This window comes from Rhizobium sp. RU20A (assembly GCF_900155885.1).
Lineage (GTDB): Bacteria > Pseudomonadota > Alphaproteobacteria > Rhizobiales > Rhizobiaceae > RU20A.
In genome coordinates, this window is the sequence record NZ_FTMB01000002.1 from 334,089 (window position 1) to 357,917 (window position 23,829).

A 23,829-nucleotide genomic window follows, 5' to 3' on the forward strand; every position below is an offset into this window, starting at 1 on the left:
AATCAGCTCTCTCGCAACACTATCCGCATCTTAAGTTGTATGCCCGCTGAGATCGCGTCTCAGCAGCGCATTTTCGATCCATTTTCGGGTGCCTTGACTCCATTATGCGGGAGGTATTTTCTATTAAAATGGAAAATGTTGAAGACCCGATGGACACGGCCATTGGCACACGGCTCAAATCGCTGCGCAGCGAAAGCGGCCTGACGCTCGATGCGCTGGCGGCGCAGTCGGGTGTCAGCCGCGCCATGATCTCGCGCATCGAGCGCGGCGAGGCGAGCCCGACGGCGCAACTGCTGGCGCGCCTGTGCAGCGCGCTCGGCACTACGCTGTCGCGCTTCTTTGCTTTTCAGCAGGATACCACCGCCTCGCCGCTGCGGCGCCGCGACGCGCAGCCGGTATGGCGCGACCCTCAGACCGGCTATCTGCGGCGGCAGGTTTCGACCGAGGCGGGTGGCTCTGCGATCGATCTGGTGGAGGTGATCTTTCCGCCGGGCGCGCGCGTGTCCTTCGACCGGCAGCCGGCCGATGCCGGCGTCACGCAGCATATCTGGCTGATCGAGGGCCGGCTGGAGATGACGGCGGACGGCACGGTCCATGCCATGGAGCCCGGCGACTGCCTGTTCATGCGGCTTTGCGAGCCGCATGCCTTTCACAATCCGCACACGATGCCGGCCCGCTACATCGTCGTGCTGAACCGCAAACCGGGCTGACGCGAGAGGACCCATCGATGACCCGACCTGCCAGCCCTGCCCCCGGAGACATCCTTGTCGAGCGCTTGAACGCAGAGGGCGCGCGCGCGGCCATGCCCGCCCTTTGCGATATCCTCTCCGATTGCGTCGAGGGCGGTGCGTCGCTCGGCTTCATGACGCCCTTTCCGCCGGATGCGGCGCTGCCCTTCTGGGAGGGCGTTGCGGAGGCGGTCGAGGAGGATGCGGTGGCGCTGATCGCGGCGCGCATCGGCGGAGAGATCGTCGGCACCGTGCAGGTGGGCCTGAAGATGCCGCCCAACCAGCCACACCGGGCCGACATCAAGAAACTGCTTGTCCATCGCAGCGCGCGCGGCCTTGGCCTTGCCCGGCGCGTGATGGACTTTGCCGAGCAAACGGCGCTTTGTCATGGCAAGACCGTTCTCGTGCTTGACACGGCCACCGGCGAGCCGGCCGAGGCCATTTACGGGCGGCTGGGGTGGATCCGCGTCGGCGTCATTCCGCATTACGCTCTGATGCCGGACGGGCGCTCCTGCGACACCACGTTCTTCTACAAGCATCTCGGTGCGTAGGGATCTTTCGATGCGCTGCGTCGGGGTCGGCACCCTGCGGTTTGACAGGAAGAGGCGCGTTCGAGGCAGGCGTGCCGAGCAGGATCAAAAGGCACCAAAGATGATCGCTCTGCGCCCCGTTTGCGGCCACTCCCCCCTTTGCGCCGCCCCCGCCCCTTCGTAAACTGACCGTCCGGCGCAGGGGTGCGCCGCAGAGGGAGAAACCATGCCAATACGAACCATCACTGTCGCATCAGCCTTTGCCCGTCGCGTGACCATGGCGCTCGTGCTTTCCGGCTTTGCGGCCGGCGCGGCGGGGGCCGCCGACGTGACCTTCATGATGCGCAACAGCCATCCGAATGCGCTGGAGGTCGAACTCTACAGCCAGGACCGCGACCATGTCTGGCCGGGCAATGGCGAGGTCTATTATCTCGACGATGGCGAGACCAAGCAGATTCCGCTCTCCTGCGACGAGGGCGAAAAGATCTGCTACGGCGCGTGGATTTCGGGTGACAAGGGCACCTATTGGGGCACCGGACCGGACAATGCCGAGCGCTGCGAGGATTGCTGCTACACCTGCACGGGCGGCGAGACCGAAACGATCGAACTCGTGGAATAAGGCACAAGCAACGACCATGGGCGCCTGACAGCCCGAGAGGCGAACGCCGCGTCGTTGACCTTGCGCAAGGCGGCGGCGGCGCGGCCGATGCTATCGAACGTCATCCTGCCACCACTGGCCCTGAGAAGGGGCCGGTTTTTCGATGACTGTCGCCATGAGCCTTGCCGCCTTTTGCCTCGCCGTTCTTCTCCTCCTGGCAACGCCCGGACCGACCAACACGATGCTGGCCCTGGCCGGCGCGGAGAGACAGTTGGGCGCAGCGCTTCGGCTCTTGCCGATCGAGCTTTGCGGCTATCTCGCCGTCGTTGTGCCACTGAGCCTGCTTGCGCCGCTGATCGGCGATCATCATCCGGTGGCAGCATTGCTTTTGAAGGGCGGGGCCGCCCTTTGGCTGCTCGTCATCGGCCTTCGCCTCTGGCTTTCGGGCCGCCCGGGGCAGGAACCGCTGCACGGCATCACCGCCCGCACGCTCTTCCTCACCACGCTCCTCAATCCCAAGGGTCTGATGTTCGGTCTCGTGCTCGTGCCGGACGGGACGCCGGAAGGCCGCATCATGAGGCTTTTTCTCTTGGCCCTGATGGTCGTCTCGGTCGGTGCGCTATGGGTTTTTGTGGGGCGCAAGCTCAGCCATTTCGGTGCGGCGACCATGCGCCCGCATCTCCTGCGGCGCGGGGCGGCTGTCGCACTCTTCGCCTTTTCCGCAACGCTGGCAGGATCGGCGCTTGCCACCGGATTTTCCTCCTAGCCGCACCACAGAATCAGCACAGAAATGCAGGATTATTTTCCTCAACTGCTTTACTCCTGCGTCCCCATGCTTTAATTTCCCGCATCGCCGGGCGTTTGGAGATGCCCGCAATATCTGGCCGGAAAACGACGATGTTCTCACATGATGCGATCTGGCGCGCCCTCGACGCGCTTGCCGAGCGGCATCGTCTGTCGCCGTCGGGGCTTGCCCGGCGGGCCGGCCTTGACCCGACGACCTTCAATAAATCGAAGCGGCAATCGACGGATGGGCGCGAGCGCTGGCCATCGACGGAATCGATCGCCAAGGTTCTGGATGCAACCGGCTCGACGATCGAGCAGTTTCTGGAGCTTCTGAGGCCAGGACGCCCGCCGGGGAGCCTGCCGGAGGGCAATTTCCCTCCGCAGCCGGGCTCCATCCCGCTGCTCGGCTTTGCGCAGGCGGGCGCCGGCGGCTTCTTCGATGATGGCGGCTTCCCGGCCGGCCAGGGCTGGGACATGGTGGAGTTTCCGGCCGGCCCCGGGCGCACCGGCGGGGTCTACGCGCTGGAAATCCAGGGCGACAGCATGATGCCGCTCTACCGGGACGGCGACGTGCTGATCGTCGATCCCGGTGCGCAGGTGCGGCGCGGCGACCGCGTCGTCGTCAAGACGCGCGACGGCGAGGTGATGGCAAAAGTGCTGGCCCGCCAGACCCTGCGCGGCATCGAACTGCTCTCGCTCAATCCCAACCACCCCAACCGCACATTCGAGAGCGGGGACATCGATTGGATCGCCCGGATCATTTGGGCAAGCCAGTAGGAGACGATGGCATGCAGGGCCGGCTTTTTTCGCTTCTCGGCGCCGCCATCGCGCTTGGCGTGTGGTTTGCCGTTCTCTCCGGCGGTGCGGCCGCCATCCGGGGGCGCGACAGCCAGCCGGCAGCCGGTTTCCAGCTGGAAACGCCCGACATGACGCTGGACATCCCGGGGGAAGCGGAACTGACGGAGACGGACGAAATGGTGCCGTCCTTCCCGAATGCCGGAGAGACACCGGCCACCAGCCCCTCGGTCACGCCGGGAACGCCACTCGAAACGCCCGGCAGCGATGGCGCCAACGCCGCGCCCGCCGCCAGCGACAACGGCACGCCCGTGGCTGCCGTGCGCACCGTGGATCCAGCCGGTTTTTCCCTGCCCGCCGATGTGCAGGGTAAGCCATTGGAACGGCTACCGGCCCTGACGCCCGACACCCAGCAGACGGAAAGCAAGCCCCGCAGCCTCGTCCTGCGCCGTCCCGTCGTTCTGGCCGCCGGGCATATACGGTTTGGGGCCCGCGAAATCCGCCTTGCAGGGATCGACGGCCTTGATGACGACCGTCGCTGCGACAGCGCCGGCGGCACCTGGGATTGCGGCAAGGCGGCCAAGCTCGCCTTTCGCAACTATTTGAGGGCGCGAGCCATGGTCTGCAGCGTGCCGCGCGCGGAATGGACCGGTTCCATCGAGGCAAGCTGCACCGTCGCGGGCGAGGATCCCGCCCGCTGGCTGGCCGAACAGGGCTGGGCGGAAGCGGCGGCCGGCTCCACCTATGCGGCGCTCACCGATTCGGCCCGCCGGAAGGGCCTCGGCCTTTTTGCCACGACACCGCCGCAAGATAAGCCCGCTGATCTGCCCGGCCCCGTCGCCGATGTGGCCACAACGCCGGAGCTGACCGAACCGCTGGACGCCCTGCCGCTGGCCGGGGCCGCCGCGACGGCAGAGCAGTAGGCTTACGACAAGGCGGCGGCCCCTGACGCCCTGCGCCCCATCTTGCACCGCCGGCGGGGCCAACGCACGGCCTTGCAACCGGCTTTCTCGCCACCCAAATGATCGCGGCGCGGGCGCTGTCAGGCCACGCGCGCTTGGGGGACCATACCGCCCCTTGCCACCTTAAATCCCCGCCTGCCCTCTTGCGGCCGGCCCACCACTTACGGACCCTTTTCATGCCCACCCGTCTCGATACCCATGATGCCCTGATCTATGCGATGGTGACCATGTCGGCCGTGGATGCCAGCATCAGCGATGCGGAACTTTCGCGCATCGGGCGGCTTGCCCAGTCGCTGCCGGTCTTCGACGGCTTCGACACCGAGCGGCTCGTCGCCATCGCGCGGGAGTGCACGTTGATGCTCTCCGGTCCTGAAGGGCTGGACATCGTGCTGGAGGTGATCCGCGAGGCATTGCCGTCGCGGCTTGCCGATACGGCCTATGCGCTGGCCGTGGAAGTCGCGGCTGCCGACCTTGCCATTCGCGGCGAGGAAATCCGCTTTCTGCAGTTGCTGCGGGACCGGCTCGGTCTCGACAAGCTGACCTGTGCGGCCATCGAGCGCGGCGCCATGGCGCGCTTTCGTCGCTGACCGGTTCAATAAATACCGTTCGGGAAATAGCGCAGGTACAGTTCTTCCAGCCGGCCGGAGCGGGACAGATCGAGCAGGGCGTGGTCGATCGCCTGATTGAGCAGCGGATCGGCCTTGCGCGTCATCACCGTCAGCCCCTCCCCCAGGAACCGCTGCGAGAAATAGGCGCCGTCGAGAAGCCGGCAGCAGCCTTTTGCCTCGGCGCCATCCACCCAGAAGGACAGTTGCACGCCATCGGCAAAGGCGGCCTTCAGGCTGCCATCGGCAAGCGCCTTCAGCATGGCGGCACGATCCGGAAAGGGTGTGAGCCACAAATCCGGGAAGAATACCTTTGCCATCGCTTCATGCACCGTGCTCGCAACGACGCCCACCGGCTGGCCGGAGAGGTCCTTCAGCGAGGTGATCGTCGCAGCCGTCGCAAAGCGCGCTGGCAGGCGCATGAAGGGTCGGGAGAACGCATATTTCTGCCTGAGTTCCGGCTGCACCGACAGGCCAGCGATTACAGCTTCCCCTTCGCTGCGATCAAGCGCCGATTGCAACTCATCGAACGGCACCGCCTGGATCTGGCACCGATCCTCGATCGCAAGGACCCGGCAGATCTCGCGGGCAAGATCGATATGGAAGCCGGACAGCTTTCCCGATGCGTCGATGAAGTTGAACGGCGGAAAATCGACCGTCGTCAGGAAACGCAGGCGCTTCAGGCCTGTCAGGTCGGGGCTGGCAATGCGTTCGCGCGCATCGAACAGCAGCGGAAAGACGGGCTTCGATACCTCGGCACGTGCATCGGCACAACCGAGTGCAACGATGAGCATGAGAATCTTCGAAATCCAGTTAATTCTTAGGGATGCGCGCAAGGGTTGATTCACTCATTTTGACTTCGGGCACAGGAAACGGGGCGCACCCTTTCGGGGTGACGGTAACGCATGCAGGGCGAAGATTACCCGGTTGAAGCGTTTCTGGCTACCGGCCCGGAGGATGGTCTCATACAGGGCAAACACCGCACTGATCCGGAAGACCCCGTCTTCTCGATCCCTCCGACTCTTGCGGGCGAGTTGCGCATTCTCATGAGTTTCGGGATCGGCAAGCCGCTGCTTGGCCGCATGGCGGCGCTGGCGGCGCGCAACGGCACCAGCATCGAGCAGGAACTGCTGGCCAGCGGCGCCATTTCCGAAACGGTCTACTACGAGGTTCTCGCCGAGCGGCTCGATCTTCCCTTCGCCGCCGAGATCGACCCCGCCACGGTCCATGACGCAGCGTGGCTCGACACGCAGCTCGTGCGCCCGGAAATCCTGCGCTGTCATCACCCCGTCCGCCCGCCGCGCACCTGGATCGTGCCGACACTGGCGAGGAGCGCCGAGCTCGCTGCGCGCATGGAAAGGCTGCCGGAGCTGAGGGCAAGCCTCGGCATCACCACGCCAACGGCCATACGCCGTGCTGTCTGGAAAGCCGGAGCGGCCCGTCGGCTCAGGGAGACGGTCGGCCGGCTCTTCGAGCGCGACCGGGACATCAGCGCCCGCATCGTCCTGGCGGGGCCGCAGGCCTTCCTGATCGGCTTTCTGGCCGCCAACCTGCTGATCTGTCTGGCGCTCGCCCCGGGCGAGGCGCAGACCATCCTGCATCTCCTGCTCTCCGTCTTCTATCTCAGCCATCTCCTGCTGCGCCTGTCGGCGCTGACAAGCATGAGCGAACGCGCCCGGCCGAGCGCCCGCCCGCCGGCACGGCTCGAAGAGGAGGCCCTGCCGGTCTATACGGTGATGGTGGCGCTCTACAAGGAGGCCGCGGTCTGCCATCAACTGGTTGCGGCCCTCGATCAGTTGGACTGGCCGGTCTCCCGCCTCGATATCAAGCTCATCTGCGAGGCGGACGATACCGAGACGCTTGAGGCGCTGCGGGCGCTTTCGCTTGGTCCTGCCTACGAGGTCGTCGAGATGCCGCCGGCCCTGCCCCGTACCAAGCCGAAAGCGCTCTCCTTTGCCCTGGCGGGCGCCCGCGGCGAGTTCCTCACGGTCTATGACGCGGAAGACAGGCCGCATCCGCAGCAACTGCGCGAGGCAGCGGCGACGTTTCGCGCCTCGCCCGACCGGCTCGCCTGCCTGCAGGCGCCTCTTGTTATCGCCAATGCCGATGCACACTGGCTGAGCGGAAATTTCGCGCTCGAATATGCCGGCCTGTTTCGCCGTTTGCTCCCCATGCTGGCAGCGCGCGGCCTGCCCTTGCCGCTTGGCGGGACCTCCAACCATTTCCGCACCCATACGCTGCGGGAGGCCGGCGGCTGGGACCCGTTCAACATGACGGAGGACGCGGATCTTGGCCTGCGTCTCCATCGTCTCGGCTGGCGCACGGGAATGATCAGCCTCCCGACACTCGAGGACGCGCCGACAAGCTGGCGAGTCTGGCAGCCACAGCGCGTTCGCTGGTTCAAGGGCTGGCTGCAGACCTGGCTGGTAATGATGCGCGCCCCGGGTCGCCTGTGGCGCGACATGGGCCCCGGCGCCAGTCTCAGCGTCCACATCATGATCTCGGGCATGCTGTTTTCGGCGCTCATCCACCCGCTGATGCTGGTCTTTGCCCTATCGATACCGATCTGCTACAGCCTCGATCCGACGTTTCTTTCCCATCCCATGTCCCAACTGCTGGCGGCCATCGATCTCGTCAACATGGCTGGCAGCTACGCCGCGCTGCTCTCCCTCGGCTTCAGCCCCATGGGTCCCAGGGAGCGGCGCAAGGTTGGAAGCGCGTGGCGGTGGCTTCCGGTCTATTGGCTCTTGATATCGATAGCGGCCTGGCGCGCCGTGGGCGAGCTCTACCGCCGCCCGTTCGTCTGGAACAAGACGCCGCACATGCCGACAAGGGCGATGCAGGAGCCGACTGCCGGCGAATGACCGTCCTCTGACGAATGACTATAAAATGGTGGAGCGGGTAGCGGGAATCGAACCCGCGCGTTCAGCTTGGGAAGCTGACAGGCTACCATTACATCATACCCGCCGACGCAGCAGCATGTGCCGCCAGCGGGCGGACAATCTCTCAGGGCAGCAGCGCTGTCAAGACGCGAGCGCTGCCCGCGCCTTAGGCGTCCTCGCTGCGGAAATGCTTGGAGAGCTTGAGGCCCTGCGCCTGGTAGTTCGAGCCGAGGCCGAGGCCGTAGAGGCTTTGCGGGCGCTCCAGCATGTGTTCGTAGACGAGGCGGCCGACGATCTGGCCGTGTTCGAGGATGAAGGGCACCTCGTGGCTGCGCACTTCCAGCACCGCACGGCTACCGCTCCCGCCGGAGGCGACGTGGCCGAAGCCGGGATCGAAGAAGCCGGCATAGTGGACGCGGAATTCGCCGACCAGCGGATCGAAGGGCGTCATCTCGGCCGCATAGAGCGGCGGCACATGCACGGCTTCGCGGGAGACCAGGATGTAGAACTCGTCGGGGTCGAGGATCAGTTCACGCCGGCCGCGATCGTAGAGCGGCTCCCAGAAATCGTGGATGCCGTGCTCGGCCTTCTTGTCGACGTCGATAACGGCCGTGTGGTGCTTGCCGCGATAGCCGATCAGGCCATCGCTGCCGCGCCCCTCAAGATCGATGGAGAGTGCGATGCCACCACCCGAGACGTTCGGCTGCTCGGCGGCGACCAGCATGTCGCTCTTGTGGAGCGCCGAAACCTCTTCTTCCGCCAGCAGGGCGTGGCCGATGCGGAAGCGGATCTGCGAGAGGCGGGAGCCGCGGCGCACGACGATCGGGAAGGTGCGCGGGCTGATTTCAAGATAGAGCGGGCCGACATAGCCGGGCGCGATCTTGTCAAATTCCTGGGCCCGGTCGGTGATGACGCGCGTGAAGATATCGAGGCGGCCGGTGGAGCTTTTCGGATTGGCCGAGGCCGACATGCCCTCGGGCAACGCCAGGCTTTCCATCAGCGGCACGATGTAGACGCAGCCGGTTTCGAGAACGGCCCCTTCGGAGAGGTCGATCACATGCAGGCTGAGGCGATCGAGCTTGTCGGAGACAAGATGGCCGGGGCCGGGCATGAAGCTGGCGCGAACGCGGAAGGCCTTCACGCCCAGGCGCAGATCGAGGCTCGCCGGCTGGATCTGATCGGCATCCAGCGGACGTTCGCTCTTCAGCGCGCCGCGCGCGAAAAGTGCTTCGATCGCCTTGTCCGGCAAAATTCCCGTCGTGCGCGTCATGCGGCCCCCTCCGGGACCCGATGTCCCGATGCCCGGGCAGCCGGAAACGGCCGTCAGGCCGGGCGCCCGCGACAAAACCAAACTCGCTTGATTGACGCAAGCCGGGGTTTGAGAGTAAGGGAATTTATCCCGTGGTGATTTGGCCGGCCGGCTTGCAGCCACGTTAAACAAGTAGCTAAAAAGGCCGGGTGCAAACCGGCCTGCATTCGCGGCCGGTTTTTTTGTTTGAGGCAACGAGACCATGAGCAAGACCTGGAGACCCGCAACGCAGCTCGTCCATGGCGGCACCACGCGCTCCAACCACGGCGAGACATCCGAAGCCATTTTCCTCACGCAGGGCTTCGTCTACGACACCTCGGAAGCGGCCGAGGCGCGCTTCAAGGGCGAAACGGACGGCTTCATCTATGCCCGCTACGGCAGCCCGACCAACGACATGTTCGAAAAGCGCATGTGCATGCTGGAAGGCGCGGAAGATGCGCGCGCCACGGCATCCGGCATGGCCGCGGTCAGCGCCGCCATTCTGTGCCAGGCGAAAGCGGGCGACCATATCGTTGCGGCCCGCGCCCTCTTCGGCTCCTGCCGCTGGGTGGTGGAGACGCTGGCGCCGCGCTACGGCATCGAGTTCACGCTGGTCGACGGCCGCTCGCTGGAGAACTGGGAAAAGGCGGTTCGCCCCAACACAAAGATCTTCTTCCTGGAAAGCCCGACCAACCCGACGCTGGAGCTCGTGGACATTGCCGGCGTCGCGAAGATCGCCAACCAGATCGGCGCCAAGGTGGTTGTCGACAACGTCTTTGCGACCCCGCTGCTGCAGAAGCCGCTGGAGCTCGGCGCCCACGTGGTCGTCTACTCCGCCACCAAGCACATTGACGGTCAGGGCCGGTGCCTCGGCGGCGTCATCCTCTCCAGCAAGGAATGGATCGACGAGAACCTGCACGACTATTTCCGCCACACCGGTCCGGCGCTCTCTCCCTTCAACGCCTGGACGCTTCTGAAGGGCATAGAGACGCTGCCGCTGCGCGTGCGCCAGCAGCAGCACAATGCAAGCCGCATCGCCGATTTCCTCGCCGAGCAGCCGCAGATCGCCCGCGTCATCTATCCCGGCCGCAAGGATCACCCGCAGGCGGACCTCGCGGCCGCACAGATGAAGGGCGGCTCGACCCTGGTGGCCTTCGAGATGAAGGGCGGCAAGGCGGCCGCCTTTGCTCTGCAGAACGCCCTCAAGGTCGTGAAGATCTCCAACAATCTCGGCGATTCCAAGAGCCTGATCACCCATCCGGCGACGACAACGCACAAAAACCTCTCGGACGAGGCGCGCGCGGAGCTTGGTATTTCCGCCGGCACGGTGCGCTTCTCGGCCGGCATCGAGGACAGCGACGATCTCGTCGACGATTTCGCGGCCGCGCTGAAGCACGTTCAGGCCTGACGGCCTTGGCACAGACGAGCAGGACGGCCGGCGCTGCCCGCAGCACCGGCCGTTTTCATGTCCGTGATATCCCAGATTGGGCCGATCTCGCGTGAAACCTTCGGGAATCCTTGACGAAATCCCCCCGCAATCGCTACCTTCGATCAGCATCAAGGACGGCCCGGCTCAGGGATCACGCCCCGTTTTCAATCTCAACGCCGGCCGCCGTTATCGGCCGGCACGATTGCGACGCAGCGTCGGTCTTTCTGGACAGTCGTCTTTCCGGAAGGTGAAGGCATGTATCGCGCATTGACCCGCGACATCGAAGTCGTGGTCGAACCCTACTATCTGGAAGACCAGTCCGACCCGGAAGACAGCCGCTACGTCTGGGGTTACCGGATCGTGATTGCCAACCATTCCGACCTGACCGTTCGACTGGTCTCGCGCTACTGGCACATCACCGACCAGAACGGCCAGGTGGACGAAGTGAGCGGCCCCGGCGTCGTCGGCGAGCAGCCTGTACTGAACCCCGGCGACACCTATGAATACGCCTCCGGTTGCCCGCTCGACACGCCATCCGGCGTCATGTTCGGCCATTACAGCATGGAGGCGGAGAGCGGAGAGCAATTCGACATCGCCATCCCCGCCTTCTCCCTCGACAGCCCCGGGCTCGTGCGCGTGCTCAACTGAGCGACGCGCCTGGGGCGACCTATCTCAGGCCGGACGGATTTCCGACGCCTCGAAATGGTAGGCCGTCGAGCAGAACTCGCAGGTCACCGAGATGCGGCCATCCTCGATCGTGTGAGCGATCTCTTCCTCGCTGAGGCTTGAGAGCACCGACTTCAACCGGTCGCGCGAGCAACTGCAGCGGTCCTCCACCCGTTGCGGCGGATAGACCCTCACGCCCCGCTCATGGAAGAGGCGGTAAAGCAGCCGCTCGGAACCGACGGTCGGATCGGTCAACTCATCGAGATCGATCGTCTCCAGCATGGTCTTGGCTTCAGCCCAGGTATCGTCCTCGACGTGATCGGCATGGTCGTCGCCATCGCCGCCGTGAAGGTCGGGCTGGCGCATGCGCTCCGGCGCTTCGGGCAGGAACTGCGCGACGATGCCGCCAGCGCGCCAGCGATGCCGCGCCTTGCCGTGCTCGTCGCGATCCAGCAGTTCGGCAACGCCGAGGCGCACCTTGGTCGGGATCTGTTCGGACTGGCGGAAATAGACGCCGGCGATCTCTTCGAGCGTTGCGCCATCCAGCGGCACGATGCCCTGATAACGCTGCATATGGGCGCCCTGATCGATGGTGAAGGCGAGCACGCCGCTGCCGAGCAGTTGCTCCGGCGCGCCGCGGCCTTCGGCGAGCGCCGCCTTCAGCGCATCCTCATCGAAGCGGGCATAGGCGCGCACGCTGTCCGGGGCCGAAAAATCGGCAACGACCAGATCGACCGGACCATCGCTCTTGGTCTGGATGATCAGCTTTCCCTTGAACTTCAGGGAGGTGCCGAGCAGCACCGTCAACGTCACGACTTCCGCCACCAGCCGGGCAACGGGCACAGGGTAGCGGTGACGCTCGAGAATGGCGTCCAGCATCGGCCCGAGCTGCACGGCGCGGCCGCGCACATCGAGCCCCTCTACCTGAAACGGCACGACATGGTCGTCGCCTGCGAAATCGAACTGCCCGAGGGCGGGTGTTGCCTGGCTCATCAGTCTTGTCCCATCAATGGCCGCGCTCCGGCCGGCGCGGAAGGCGCGCCGCCGATCACGGTGAAGCTATACGGAAGGAGATCGGATGCAACCATCATCCGAAAGGGAACCGTTTGGCCCCTAGATCGGGTCGTTGCCCGGCAATTGCAAGGTCAGCAGCCCAGCGGAGAACCGCCAGGCCCTCTTGCCAATGTCAGAACGCGCCGAGGCACCAGGCGAGCACGGCCTTCTGCGCATGCAGGCGGTTTTCGGCCTCGTCGAAGACGACCGACTGCGGGCCGTCGATCACCTCGTCGGTGACTTCCTCGCCGCGATGGGCGGGCAGGCAGTGCATGAAGAGCGCGTCGGGCGCGGCATGCTGCATCAGCGCGGCATTGACCTGATAGGGCTGGAAGATGTTGTGGCCGCGGGCGCGGTGTTCCTGGTTCATGGACACCCAGGTGTCGGTGACGACGCAATCGGCGCCGGCGACGGCCTGCTCAGCCTCATGCATCAAGAGGATGTCGCCACCATTGTTGCGGGCCCAGTTGAGGAACTTGTCGGAGGGTTCCGAGCCGAAGGGCGTTGCCATGCGCATCTTGTAGCCGAAGCGGGCGGACCCCTCGATCAGCGAATGCAGCACGTTGTTGCCGTCGCCCGTCCAGGCGAAGGTCTTGTCCTTCACGGGGCCGCGATGCTCCTCGAAGGTCATGATGTCGGCCATGATCTGGCAGGGATGGGTATCGTCCGTCAGCCCGTTGATGACCGGCACCGTGGCGTGCTCGGCGAGCTCCATCAGGCGGCGATGATCGGTGGTGCGGATCATGATCGCATCGACATAGCGCGACAGGACCTTGGCGGTGTCGCCGATGGTTTCGGCGCGGCCGAGCTGCATTTCGGTGCCGGACAGGAACAGCGTCTCGCCACCCAGCTGGCGCATGCCGACATCGAAGGATACGCGGGTGCGGGTCGACGGCTTTTCGAAGATCATCGCCAGCATCTTGCCGTCCAGCGGCTTCTTCGCCGTTCCGGCCTTCGTCGCCTGCTTTCGGCTGTGCGCATCGTCCATGATGGTGCGCAGATCGGCGGCGCTGACGGCGGAAAGGTCGAGGAAGTGTCTGGTCGATGCCATGCTGTTGGATATCCGTCTTGGTGAACGTGTGGCTGCGAAATCAGGCCAATGCCTGGGCGCGGATCGGTTGCGAAAGGGCCTCGCAGGCCCGCTCGATGCGATGCAGACCTTCGCGCGCCTCGGCGGCGGTGGTGATGAGCGGCGGCAGGAGGCGCAGCACGTTGTCGCCGGCGAGAACGCCGAGCAGCTTTTCGGCGCGGATCGCCTGCAGGAGATCGCCATTCGGCACCTTGGCCTTGATGCCGAGCATCAGCCCGTCGCCCCTGATCTCCTCGATCACATCCGGGAAACGGTCCTTGAGCGAGGCGAGGCCCTGGCGGAAGACGAGCGCGACATCGCGGACGTGCTCCAGGAAGCCATCGGCCAGCACGACATCGAGAACGGCATTGCCGACCGCCATGGCGAGCGGATTGCCACCATAGGTGGAGCCATGGGTGCCGGCGACCATGCCGCTCGCGGCCTCCGCCGTGGCAAGGCAGGCACCGAGCGGGAAGCCGCCGCCGATGCCCTTTGCGACAGCCATGATGTCAGGCGTGACGCCGGCCCATTCATGGGCAAAGAGCTTGCCAGTACGACCGACGCCGCATTGCACTTCGTCGAAGATCAGAAGGAGGCCGAATTCGTCGCAAATCGCGCGCATTTCCCGCAGGAATTCCTTGCTGACGAGGCGAATGCCGCCCTCGCCCTGCAGCGGCTCGATGAGAAGCGCCGCGGTCTCCTCGGTGATGGCGGCACGCAAAGCGGCCATATCGCCGAAGGGAACCTGGTAGAAGCCGGGCGCCTTGGGGCCGAAACCTTCGAGATACTTGGCCTGACCGCCGGCGGCGATCGTCGCCAGCGTGCGGCCGTGGAAGGCGCCTTCGAAGGTGATGATGTGGAATTTGCCGGGGTGGCCCTTGGCATGGTGATAGCGGCGCGCGGTCTTGATGGCGCATTCCAGCGCTTCGGCGCCGGAATTGGCGAAGAAGACCTTGTCGGCAAAGGTAACGGCACACAGGCGCCGCGACAGGCTTTCCTGGCCGGGCACTTCATAAAGGTTGGAGAGGTGCCAGACCTTGTCGGCCTGCGCCTTCAGCGCCTCCACGAGATGGGGATGGGCATGCCCCAGCGAGTTGACCGCAACACCGGCGGCGAAATCGAGGTAGCGATTGCCCTCCTCGTCGATCAGCCACACGCCCTCACCGCGCTCGAAGCGGAGCGGCGCGCGGGCATAGGTGTCGTAAAGGGCTGCGGTGGCGCTCATCTGCCATCTCCTGATGCCGTGGTCCGGACCTTTGAGCGGCGGCCATTCGAGGCGCCGGACTGCGATCCGCAAAAATCAAAAATGCCGCCTTTCGGCGGCGCGCGCACTATCGCCATCTCGCACCGCAATGTCAACAAAGACCGGGGTTTTGCGGGGGCGAAGGCAGGTAAAGAGGCGAGCTTGCGCGAGCCTTGCGCACCATTGCAAAAATGCCACGCCGGGGGAAGCAAGTTGGGGAAAACCGCGAAATCGATTCGGCGTGATTCGCCCGACTCTTGCCACAGAGTCGCCCTGTCTCTAGGTTAATAGTCAATTACTAGACGCATGCGGCGGACCTAGTCACCACATAGAGTTATCGCGTTTGCGCTCCGACTGTGCTGTTCAGGGCACGGTGAAGGATTCGCCGAACGGGACTCGAACCGGCGGAGACGAATGGAATGAACTGGACGGACGAACGCGTGGAGAAACTGAAGAAGCTCTGGTCGGAAGGACTGAGCGCCAGCCAGATCGCTGCGCAACTGGGCGGCGTCAGCCGCAATGCCGTAATCGGCAAGGTGCATCGCCTCAGCCTCCCCGGTCGCGCAAAAGCCGGCGGCAGCGCCGCTGCCGCGCCGCGCACCAAGCGCACCACCGCCCCGCCGCGCGCGCCGAACTACGCCTCGAAGGTTGCCACGCGCACCGTCTCGCGCGTCCAGGGCGCCACGGTCCTCAAGGAAGAGGTCGAAGTCGATCTCGTTGCCGAGGAAGATTTCGTACCCGCATCCAACGTCGTCGTGCCGATGACGCGCCGCCTCGTGCTGACGCAGCTCACCGAGCGCACCTGCAAGTGGCCCGTCGGCGACCCGCTGAAGGACGATTTCCACTTCTGCGGCAATGACTGCGCCGAGGCCGGCCCCTATTGCACGGCGCACGCTCGCCTCGCCTATCAGCCCTCGGCCGAGCGCCGCCGGGTTCGGTAAGACGCCGGACACCCCTGCTCGAAAGCGGCGGCCAGGCTTTGCCTCGGCCGCCTTTTTCATTGCCGGTTGCAGGCTCGCAGGGATAAGGCATGCAAAAAGGCGGACCTTGCGGACCGCCTTTGCTGATCACCGGACAGGATGCCGTGTTCCTCGCCGGAGCGATGCTGAGCAAAGCTTACCCTTCCAACGAATAACCGGCGCCGCGGACGGTGCGGATGACGTCGGTCATGTTGGAAAAGTTGAGCGCCTTGCGCAGGCGGCCGACATGGACGTCGACGGTGCGTTCGTCGACGTAGATATCGTGGCCCCAGACGCCGTCCAGCAGTTGCGAGCGGGAGAAGACGCGGCCGGGCGAGGACATGAAGAATTCCAAGAGGCGGAATTCGGTCGGCCCGAGGCGCACTTCGCGGCTCTTGCGGTGGACGCGGTGGGTTTCGCGGTCGAGCTCGATATCCCCGCATTTGAGCACGGAGGAGAGGAGTTCCGGCTTGGCGCGGCGCAACATGGCCTTGACGCGGGCCATGAGTTCCGGCGTCGAGAAGGGCTTGACGACGTAATCGTCGGCGCCTGTCGCGAGCCCGCGGACGCGCTCGCTCTCCTCGCCGCGTGCCGTCAGCATGATGATCGGCAGGCGCTCGGTTTCGGCGCGCTGGCGCAGCCGCCGGCACAGTTCGATGCCGGAGACGCCGGGCAACATCCAGTCGAGAATGAGAAGATCGGGGAGCCGTTCCTGGAGACGGACTTCCGCCTCGTCGCCGCGATGGATGGTATCGACGTCGAAACCTTCCGCCTCGAGGTTGTAGCGCAGAAGGACGCTCAGCGCCTCTTCGTCTTCCACCACTGCAATTCTGGGCAACATGTTGCCTCCTCCTTCCTGCCCGCCAACAGGCCCCCTAAGGGGCCCGCAGGCGGATTATTCGCCGCTGACCCGCATCGTGGCAGTCGTATCGTCCTTGGGACGCTCGCCTTCGATCTGGGCGCCGGTGGTCATGTAGTAGATGGTTTCGGCGATGTTGGTCGCATGGTCACCGATGCGCTCGATGTTCTTGGCGCAGAACAGGAGATGCGTGCACGAGGTGATGTTGCGCGGGTCTTCCATCATGTAGGTCAAAAGCTCGCGGAAGAGCGAGGTGTAGATCGCATCGATCTCGCCATCGCGCTGGCGGATGTTGTTGGCCTTTTCGGCCGAACGCGATGCGTAGACATCAAGCACTTCCTTGAGCTGGGCGGCGGTGAGCTCCGTCAGGTGCTCGAGGCCGCGGGCGAACTGGCGCGGAACGCCCGACGTCGCGACAGCGATGACGCGCTTGGCGGTGTTCTTGCCGAGATCGCCGACGCGCTCGAGGTCGCTTGCGATGCGGATCGCACCCATGATCTCGCGCAGGTCGGCGGCCATGGGCTGGCGCTTGGCGATGGTGACGATGGCCTTCTCGCCGATCTCGCGCTCGGCATTGTCGAGGATCACGTCATCGGAGATGACCTTCTGGGCGAGCGCGACATCCGAGTTGATCAGGGCGCGCACGCTGTCGCCGAGCATCTGCTCGGCCAGACCGCCCATCTCGGAGATGCGGCGGGCAAGGTACTTCAGTTCTTCGTCATAGACGGAGACGATATGGCTGGGCATGGGTGTTTCCTCTCAAACCGCGTGACAACAGGCAGGACAATCCGCCTCAGCCGAAGCGGCCCATGATGTAGTCCTGCGTACGCTGGTCGTCCGGGTTGGTGAACATCTTGTCCGTGTCGTTCTCCTCGACGAGGTTGCCGAGGTGGAACATGGCGGTGCGTTGCGAAACGCGGGCGGCCTGCTGCATCGAGTGCGTCACGATGACGATCGTGTAGTTGGTGCGCAGTTCGTGGATCAGCTCCTCGACCTTGGCGGTGGCGATCGGGTCGAGGGCCGAGCAGGGCTCGTCCATCAGGATGACTTCCGGGCTGACGGCTACGGCGCGCGCAATGCACAGGCGCTGCTGCTGACCACCGGACAGGCCGGTGCCCGGCTCGTGCAGGCGATCCTTCACTTCGTTCCAGAGACCGGCCTTCTGCAGGCTCGAGGCGACGATTTCATCGAACTCGGCGCGGGTGCGGGCAAGACCGTGGATACGCGGTCCGTAGGAGACGTTTTCGTAGATCGACTTCGGGAAAGGGTTCGGCTTCTGGAACACCATGCCAACGCGGGCGCGAAGTTCCACGACGTCGATATTGGGATCGTAGATATCGTCCGCGTCGAGCGTGATCTTGCCGGTGACCCGGCAGTTGTCGATCGTGTCGTTCATGCGGTTCAGCGTGCGCAGGAAGGTCGACTTCCCGCAGCCCGACGGACCGATGAGGGCGGTGACGGTGTTTTCGCGGATGTTCAGGTTGACGTCGAACAGGGCGCGCTTCTCGCCGTAGTAGACGGAGACGTCCTTGCCGATCATCTTGTAGGGAACGGTGTTCATTTTCTGGTCCACTGCCTTTTCGATCGCTGCTTCATTCATCATGTTCATGATCGGGTACTCCCTACCAGCGACGTTCAAATCGACGGCGCAGCAAGATTGCGCCAAGGTTCATCAGGACGAGGAAGATCAGAAGGATGATGATCGCCCCGGAGGTGCGTTCCACGAAGGCGCGCTCGGCTTCGTTGGCCCACATGTAGATCTGTACCGGAAGAGCCGTGGACGGCGCCAGCGGCGAGCCCGGGAAATCGGCGACGAAGGCGACCATGCCGATCAGCAGCAGGGGAGCCGTTTCGCCGAGTGCGTGGGCAAGGCCGATGATGGTGCCGGTCAGGATGCCGGGCATGGCCAGCGGCAGGACGTGATGGAACACGGTCTGCATCTTCGAAGCGCCAAGGCCGAGGGCGGCGGCGCGGATCGACGGCGGCACGGCCTTGAGGGCAGCGCGGGTCGCGATGATGATGGTCGGCAGCGTCATCAGCGTCAGCACCAGGCCGCCGACGAGGGCTGCGGAACGCGGCAGGCCGGCGAAGTTGATGAAGACGGCAAGACCGAGCAGACCGTAAACGATCGAGGGCACGGCGGCGAGGTTGTTGATGTTCACCTCGATCAGGTCCGTGAAGCGGTTCTTCGGCGCGAACTCCTCGAGGTAGATCGAGGCGGCGACACCGATCGGCAGCGACAGAACGAGCACGATCAGCATCATGTAGAGCGAACCGATGAAGGCGACGCCGACGCCGGCGGCTTCCGGACGGCTGGAGGCGCCGTTCAAGAAAATGCCCGTGTTGAAATGCCCGGCCAGCGCACCGCTTTCGGCAAGCTGATTCATCCAGCCGACCTGCTTGTCGGAGACCTTGCGGTTGGTTTCCGGCACGGAGAGATCGATCTGCCCCTTGTAGGCAGAATCGATATCGCCGTGGGCGAGCAGCGAGACCGGCTGCGTGGTGCCGATGACCGAGGGATTGTTGACGACGATGTTGCGCAGCTGGGTGCGGACACTGTCGGAGAGCATGCCGCCGACAGCGCGCATGCTGGCACGGTCGTTCGGGTCAACGCCGAGGACCTTGGCAAGCGCATTGCGGGCGACGACCGGATAGTTGGCAGTCATCAGCTTCTGCGGGTTGGTGGCACGCTCATTGTCCTTGTCGATCGCGCTCTCGGTGAATTCGACAGGGATGGTGATCATGGTCTGCTCGAAGGCCGTGTAGCCCTTCGAGACGACGGAGCTGACCAGCAGGAAGAGGAACAGCAGGCCGAAGGTGATGGCTGCCAAACCATAGGCGCGGAAGCGACGTTCGGCGGCGTAGCGACGCTTGATGCCGATGTCGCGGCGCGGTGTGGCGGCGCGGGCCGTGGCGGCGGGCGCCGAGATGACCTGGCTCATTCGTACTGCTCCCGGTACTTGCGGACAATAAAGAGGGCGTAGATGTTCAGGCACAGGGTGATCACGAAGAGCGTGATGCCGAGTGCGAAGGCAACGAGCGTCTGCGGCGAGGTGAATTCAAGGTCGCCGGTCAGCTGGTTGACGATCTTGACGGTGACCGTGGTCATCGGCTCGAAGGGGTTGAGCTGCATGCGGGCAGCAACGCCGGCGGCCAGAACCACGATCATGGTTTCGCCGATGGCGCGCGATGCGGTCATCAGGATGGCGCCGACGATGCCCGGCAGGGCTGCCGGCAGGATGACCTTCTTGATGGTCTCGGAGCGCGTGGCGCCGAGGCCGAGCGAACCGTCGCGCAGCGAGCGCGGCACGGCGGTGATGATGTCGTCCGAGAGGGAGGAGACGTAGGGGATCAACATGATGCCCATGACGAAACCGGCCGTCAGAACGCTCTGCGCCTGGATGAAGCTCTGGTAGTTGCCCGTGGCAAGACCGGCCATCTGCGCGGAAAGATCGCGGAAGAAGGGGCCGACCGTGACGAGGGCGAAGAAGCCGTAGACGATGGTGGGGATGCCGGCGAGCACTTCGAGCAGCGGCTTGGCAAGGCTGCGGAACTTGGACCCGGCATATTCGGCCATGTAGATGGCGGCGAAGAGACCGATCGGCACGGCAAACAGCATGGCGACCGCGCCGATATAGAGCGTGCCGAGCAGCAGCGGGATCAGGCCGAACTGGCCGGATGTGCCGCCCGAACCGGCCGCGGCAAAGCGCGGATCCCAGACGGTGCCAAAGAAGAACTCGTGGGCGGGGACCATCGTGAAGAAGTGGATCGCCTCCGACGCCATCGAGAAGACGATGCCGACGGTGGTGAAGATGGCGATGGAGGACGCAACGATGAGGCTGACGAGGATCACGCTCTCGACCCGGTTGCGGGCGCGGAAGCGTGCCGCGATCGAGCGGTAGGCCAGCAGGGCGCCGCCGACGGCGACGAGAAGGACGGCCACGGACAGCAGCATCGCGCTCGTCGCGTTCATCTCATTGAGATGCTTGGCGGCCGCGATCATGTAGGGCTGCGGCTGGTCGGCGAGCGGAACGCCCTTGCCGGCCAGAATGGCGCGCACGTCGCCGCCGGCATCGATGGCCGCGACTTCCTCGGGCGTCGCAAGGTTCAGGCCGCGGGCGATGGCGCCGATCATGCCATAGGCAAGGTTCTGCGTCGCAGCGGACTCAGCCTGGACCTCAGCCGGAAACTCGCCGCGAACCGTGGAATTGATGTAGGTTGGCGCGGCAATGTTCCAGACCACCATGACGAGGATCGCCGGCAGCGTGGCCCAGATACCGACATAGGCGCCGTAATAGCCCGGACGGGAATGCAGATTGGACGACTTACCGTTCGCCAGGACGGACGCACGCCGGGACCCGGCGACGTAGCCGATCACGCCGATAATGGCGACCAGCAAGAGAAGCAGTGATGTGCTCATTCGGATAAACCCCCGAGGCCGCCTAGCCCCTCGTTCCCCGGTAGCCGAGGCCTGGCCTGGCGTTGATCGCCTGAAACACGCTCGGCAGCGACGCCGCTCATGCTCCGATACATGTCATCGTCATTTCGAAACTTTTCCGACGACCGGCAGAAGGCCGACGCCGGACACGCGCCCCGGCAGGGCGGCAGTCACACGCGACAGACGGAGAGGCCGTACAGCGCGCAGACATCGCAAGGCAAGCCCACCTCGCGAAAAGGGCTGGCGCATCCAAAGATGCGCCAGCCTTTGATCATTACATGACCTTGCCGTCTTCGAAGGCCTTGCGAATTTCTTCGCGCTCAGCGTCCGGAGCAGCAACGAGGCCGTACTGGGCCAGCGGGCTGTCGGGGCCGATCATGTCGTCGCTCGTGAAGAACTCGACATATTCCTTCAGGCCCGGGATGACGCCGATGTGGGCCTTCTTGACGTAGAAGAACAGCGGACGGGAAACCGGATACTCGCCGGAAGCGATCGTTTCGGTCGACGGAACGATACCGTTGACGGTGGCGACCTTCAGCTTGTCAGCGTTGTTTTCGTAGAAGGCGAGGCCGAAGACGCCGATGCCGTTCTTGTTGGAGCCGATACGGCCGAGCGTTTCGGTGTAGTCGCCGTCGATGTCGACAGCCATGCCGTCCTTGCGAACTGCAACGCACTTGGAGTGCTGCTCCTTCTCGTCCGCGACGAGGCCCTTGATGGCTTCGGCAGCGCCGGAGTCCTTGCAGCCCTGGGCGAGAACCTTTTCTTCGAAGACTTCACGGGTGCCGTGCTTTTCGCCCGGGATGTAAGCGGCGATTTCGACGTCCGGCAGGTCCTTGTTGACTTCCGACCACTTCTTGTAGGGGTTGGCAACGAGCTTGCCGTCCACGACAACTTCAGCGGCGAGAGCCTGGTAGATGTCCTTCGGAACGATCGCCAGGTCCTTGTTGCTGGAATCGGTTGCGAAGACGATGCCGTCGTAGCCGATCTTGACTTCCTGGATTTCCGTTACGCCGGCAGCCTTGCAGGCTTCAACTTCGGACGACTTGATCGCGCGCGAAGAGTTGGCGACGTCGATGGTCTCCGGGCCGACGCCCTTGCAGAATTCCTTCAGACCAGCCGAAGAGCCGCCCGATTCAACGACCGGCGTCTTGAAGTTCGGGAAGGTTTCGCCGAAGGCTTCGGCAACGATCTTGGCATAGGGCAGAACCGTCGAGGAACCGGCAACCTGGACCTGATCGCGGGCAGCGGCAGCGCCGGCGAAAGCGACGGAGGCAGCAAGCAGTGCCACCGTGAACTTGACGTTTTTCATGGATGATCTCCCGTTGGGGCTTTGTGAATTCGACCGCCAGCTTCAAGACTGAGGTGGACCGTCCTGATCGGCTGCCTTTTCTTAACGCTGGTCACACCGCCCTTTTATGTCGGTTCGACGAAAGATTTATGACAGCCTATCCATTTGTTAAAATTGAGTATTTTTACAGCTTCGTGACACAACGATTTTCAGTGTGTCAAAACCTCACGGTAAACACCGTTCCCCTGCCGACTTCGGACTCCACCACCAGCCGCGCCCTGTGGCGGGTGAGGATGTGTTTGACGATGGCAAGGCCGAGACCCGTGCCCTTTTTCGTGCGGCTGGTTTCCACATTGACGCGGTAGAAACGTTCGGTGATCCGCGGCACATGCTCGGGCGGAATGCCGGGGCCATAGTCGCGCACCGAGAGTTCCGGCCCGTTGGCACCGACCGCCAGGGTCACCTCGACCTTCTTTCCTTCCTGACCATACTTGCAGGCATTCTCGATCAGGTTCTCAACGACCTCGATCAGTTCGTCACGGTCGCCGCGCACGCGTACGGGCTGCTCAGGCAGGCTGAGCGCGATGGTGACGCCAAGCTCGACGGCGAGAGGTTGGAGGCTGTCATGGACATGGCCAATGAGGGGACCGAGTTCGACCTCCTCCTGTGGCGGGAGATGCGACTTCAGCTCAAGACGCGAGAGGGACAGCAGGTCGTCCACGAGCCGGCTCATGCGGGTTGCCTGCTCGTACATGATGGCGAGGAAGCGTTCCTGCGCCTTGGTGTCGTTGCGGGCCGGCCCCTGAAGGGTCTCGATGAAGCCGGTGAGGGAGGCGAGCGGCGTGCGCAGCTCGTGGCTGGCGTTGGCGACAAAGTCCGAGCGCATGCGGTCGATGCGCCGCGTCTGGGAGATATCGGTAAAGGAGAGGACCAGCAGGCGGCCCGACATGCCGGCGTCGCCCGCCCCCGCCCCCTGCCCCTGCTGCCCGGCCGGCTGCGACGCCGCGAGGGCAGCGCGCACGAGATAGACGGCTTCGGATGGCAGGCGCTCGGAATGCTCGAGCTGCGTTACCCGGCCGGAGGAAAAGGTGTCGCGTACCATGTCGAGAATGCCGGGGGAGCGGACATAGGCACCGAGATAGCTGCCAGCCGGAATGGGTCCAAACAGGCGGAGCGCCGACGCATTCTGGTGCAGCACCATCTCGGAGGGGCCGATCAGCAGGACCGGCATGTCGAGCGCTTCCAGGACGGGGCTGGCGAGCGGCGGCGCGGGCATGACGTCGGCGATATCGGCCGGCACCGGCTCCTCGGCCAGCTCGGTTCGAGCAGCGGCTTCGGCCGGGCCCGGCCGTTCGCCACGCTGGAACAGAAACAGCATCAGGAAAATGCCGGCAAGGCTTGCGGCCGCCACGGACTGGCCGAGCACCAGGAGGCCCGATACAAGCACAAGCGCCGCCAGCACGGTCCACCGCCCGGCACGCACGCTCGATGCCAACAGGCGTCTGATTGACGGCTCCTCAGCCAAGACAACTCCCTCTTTCATGCCCTTCCCTCACTCCCTCAAGGGAGGGGACGCTAGCAGGCCATTGTGACAGGATGGTCACGACACGCTTGAATTCGCAATGGAATTGTGGCCTCCTTTTCACGATGC

Annotated in this window: 23 protein-coding genes, 1 tRNA gene and 1 riboswitch; of the genes, 11 read left to right on the forward strand and 13 right to left on the reverse strand. The window is 64.5% G+C overall.

Annotated elements, in window-relative coordinates:
• The first annotated feature begins 128 nt into the window (after positions 1–128).
• From F3H41_RS10210 to F3H41_RS10240, 7 genes are all read left to right on the forward strand, one after another.
• A complete protein-coding gene (locus F3H41_RS10210) occupies positions 129–710 on the forward strand; it encodes an XRE family transcriptional regulator (protein ID WP_149738568.1) in 582 nt (193 codons plus the stop codon).
• 92 nt (positions 711–802) lie between these two features.
• Positions 803–1,279 (forward strand): GNAT family N-acetyltransferase, encoded by a 477-nt coding sequence (locus tag F3H41_RS10215; RefSeq protein ID WP_244616162.1) that lies wholly within the window; start codon positions 803–805, stop codon positions 1,277–1,279.
• Positions 1,280–1,535: 256 nt separating this feature from the next.
• Positions 1,536–1,877: a hypothetical protein gene (locus F3H41_RS10220; RefSeq protein ID WP_149738632.1), complete on the forward strand. Its 342-nt coding sequence runs from the start codon at positions 1,536–1,538 to the stop codon at positions 1,875–1,877.
• Between the two features lie 142 nt (positions 1,878–2,019).
• Positions 2,020–2,622 (forward strand): hypothetical protein, encoded by a 603-nt coding sequence (locus F3H41_RS10225; protein ID WP_149738570.1) that lies wholly within the window; start codon positions 2,020–2,022, stop codon positions 2,620–2,622.
• A gap of 131 nt (positions 2,623–2,753) precedes the next feature.
• Entirely contained in the window at positions 2,754–3,419 is a 666-nt protein-coding gene (locus F3H41_RS10230; RefSeq protein ID WP_149738571.1) for a helix-turn-helix transcriptional regulator, read from the forward strand.
• Positions 3,420–3,430: 11 nt separating this feature from the next.
• Positions 3,431–4,360, forward strand: a complete 930-nt coding sequence (locus tag F3H41_RS10235; RefSeq protein ID WP_149738572.1) for a hypothetical protein — start codon at positions 3,431–3,433, stop codon at positions 4,358–4,360.
• 215 nt (positions 4,361–4,575) lie between these two features.
• A complete protein-coding gene (locus F3H41_RS10240; RefSeq protein WP_149738573.1) occupies positions 4,576–4,986 on the forward strand; it encodes a tellurite resistance TerB family protein in 411 nt (136 codons plus the stop codon).
• A gap of 5 nt (positions 4,987–4,991) precedes the next feature.
• Here the strand turns inward: F3H41_RS10240 and F3H41_RS10245 are convergent, their stop codons facing one another.
• Entirely contained in the window at positions 4,992–5,798 is an 807-nt protein-coding gene (locus F3H41_RS10245; protein ID WP_149738574.1) for a transporter substrate-binding domain-containing protein, read from the reverse strand.
• A 111-nt stretch (positions 5,799–5,909) separates the two neighbouring features.
• On the opposite strand from F3H41_RS10245, the gene F3H41_RS10250 reads away from it, so the two are divergent.
• On the forward strand, positions 5,910–7,868 hold the full coding sequence (locus tag F3H41_RS10250; RefSeq protein ID WP_149738575.1) for a glycosyltransferase: 1,959 nt from the start codon (positions 5,910–5,912) through the stop codon (positions 7,866–7,868).
• 29 nt (positions 7,869–7,897) lie between these two features.
• Here the strand turns inward: F3H41_RS10250 and F3H41_RS10255 are convergent.
• Positions 7,898–7,971: transfer RNA gene (locus tag F3H41_RS10255), tRNA-Gly, on the reverse strand.
• An 81-nt stretch (positions 7,972–8,052) separates the two neighbouring features.
• Entirely contained in the window at positions 8,053–9,156 is a 1,104-nt protein-coding gene (locus F3H41_RS10260; protein WP_149738576.1) for a 2'-deoxycytidine 5'-triphosphate deaminase, read from the reverse strand.
• A 121-nt stretch (positions 9,157–9,277) separates the two neighbouring features.
• A riboswitch (SAM riboswitch) is annotated at positions 9,278–9,356 on the forward strand.
• A 41-nt stretch (positions 9,357–9,397) separates the two neighbouring features.
• Here F3H41_RS10260 and F3H41_RS10265 point away from each other — a divergent pair.
• On the forward strand, positions 9,398–10,582 hold the full coding sequence (locus F3H41_RS10265) for an O-succinylhomoserine sulfhydrylase (RefSeq protein WP_149738577.1): 1,185 nt from the start codon (positions 9,398–9,400) through the stop codon (positions 10,580–10,582).
• A 276-nt stretch (positions 10,583–10,858) separates the two neighbouring features.
• Entirely contained in the window at positions 10,859–11,251 is a 393-nt protein-coding gene (apaG, locus tag F3H41_RS10270; RefSeq protein WP_149738578.1) for a Co2+/Mg2+ efflux protein ApaG, read from the forward strand.
• Positions 11,252–11,275: 24 nt separating this feature from the next.
• Here apaG and F3H41_RS10275 read toward each other — a convergent pair whose 3' ends face one another.
• From F3H41_RS10275 to F3H41_RS10285, 3 genes are all read right to left on the reverse strand, one after another.
• A complete protein-coding gene (locus tag F3H41_RS10275; RefSeq protein ID WP_149738579.1) occupies positions 11,276–12,262 on the reverse strand; it encodes an Hsp33 family molecular chaperone in 987 nt (328 codons plus the stop codon).
• 193 nt (positions 12,263–12,455) lie between these two features.
• Positions 12,456–13,373 carry an ornithine carbamoyltransferase gene (gene argF, locus F3H41_RS10280; RefSeq protein WP_149738580.1) on the reverse strand — a complete coding sequence of 306 codons (918 nt, stop codon included), beginning with the start codon at positions 13,371–13,373 and terminating at the stop codon, positions 12,456–12,458.
• Between the two features lie 40 nt (positions 13,374–13,413).
• Positions 13,414–14,616, reverse strand: a complete 1,203-nt coding sequence (locus F3H41_RS10285) for an aspartate aminotransferase family protein (protein WP_149738581.1) — start codon at positions 14,614–14,616, stop codon at positions 13,414–13,416.
• 437 nt (positions 14,617–15,053) lie between these two features.
• On the opposite strand from F3H41_RS10285, the gene F3H41_RS10290 reads away from it, so the two are divergent.
• On the forward strand, positions 15,054–15,575 hold the full coding sequence (locus tag F3H41_RS10290) for a GcrA family cell cycle regulator (protein WP_149738582.1): 522 nt from the start codon (positions 15,054–15,056) through the stop codon (positions 15,573–15,575).
• 175 nt (positions 15,576–15,750) lie between these two features.
• On the opposite strand, the gene phoB is transcribed toward F3H41_RS10290, so the two are convergent.
• From phoB to F3H41_RS10325, 7 genes are all read right to left on the reverse strand, one after another.
• Entirely contained in the window at positions 15,751–16,434 is a 684-nt protein-coding gene (gene phoB / locus F3H41_RS10295) for a phosphate regulon transcriptional regulator PhoB (protein ID WP_149738583.1), read from the reverse strand.
• A 54-nt stretch (positions 16,435–16,488) separates the two neighbouring features.
• Positions 16,489–17,199 carry a phosphate signaling complex protein PhoU gene (gene phoU / locus F3H41_RS10300; RefSeq protein WP_149738584.1) on the reverse strand — a complete coding sequence of 237 codons (711 nt, stop codon included), beginning with the start codon at positions 17,197–17,199 and terminating at the stop codon, positions 16,489–16,491.
• A gap of 46 nt (positions 17,200–17,245) precedes the next feature.
• The gene (gene pstB / locus F3H41_RS10305; protein WP_149738585.1) at positions 17,246–18,061 is read right to left on the reverse strand and encodes a phosphate ABC transporter ATP-binding protein PstB; all 816 of its coding nucleotides are present in this window, start codon (positions 18,059–18,061) and stop codon (positions 17,246–17,248) included.
• A 13-nt stretch (positions 18,062–18,074) separates the two neighbouring features.
• On the reverse strand, positions 18,075–19,394 hold the full coding sequence (gene pstA / locus F3H41_RS10310) for a phosphate ABC transporter permease PstA (protein ID WP_149738586.1): 1,320 nt from the start codon (positions 19,392–19,394) through the stop codon (positions 18,075–18,077).
• A complete protein-coding gene (gene pstC / locus F3H41_RS10315) occupies positions 19,391–20,872 on the reverse strand; it encodes a phosphate ABC transporter permease subunit PstC (protein ID WP_149738587.1) in 1,482 nt (493 codons plus the stop codon). The genes pstA and pstC overlap by 4 nt, the downstream gene beginning before the upstream one ends.
• Positions 20,873–21,164: 292 nt before the next feature.
• Positions 21,165–22,199, reverse strand: coding sequence for a substrate-binding domain-containing protein (locus tag F3H41_RS10320; RefSeq protein WP_149738588.1), 1,035 nt, complete (start codon positions 22,197–22,199; stop codon positions 21,165–21,167).
• A gap of 196 nt (positions 22,200–22,395) precedes the next feature.
• On the reverse strand, positions 22,396–23,721 hold the full coding sequence (locus F3H41_RS10325; protein ID WP_149738589.1) for an ATP-binding protein: 1,326 nt from the start codon (positions 23,719–23,721) through the stop codon (positions 22,396–22,398).
• Positions 23,722–23,829 lie beyond the last annotated feature (108 nt).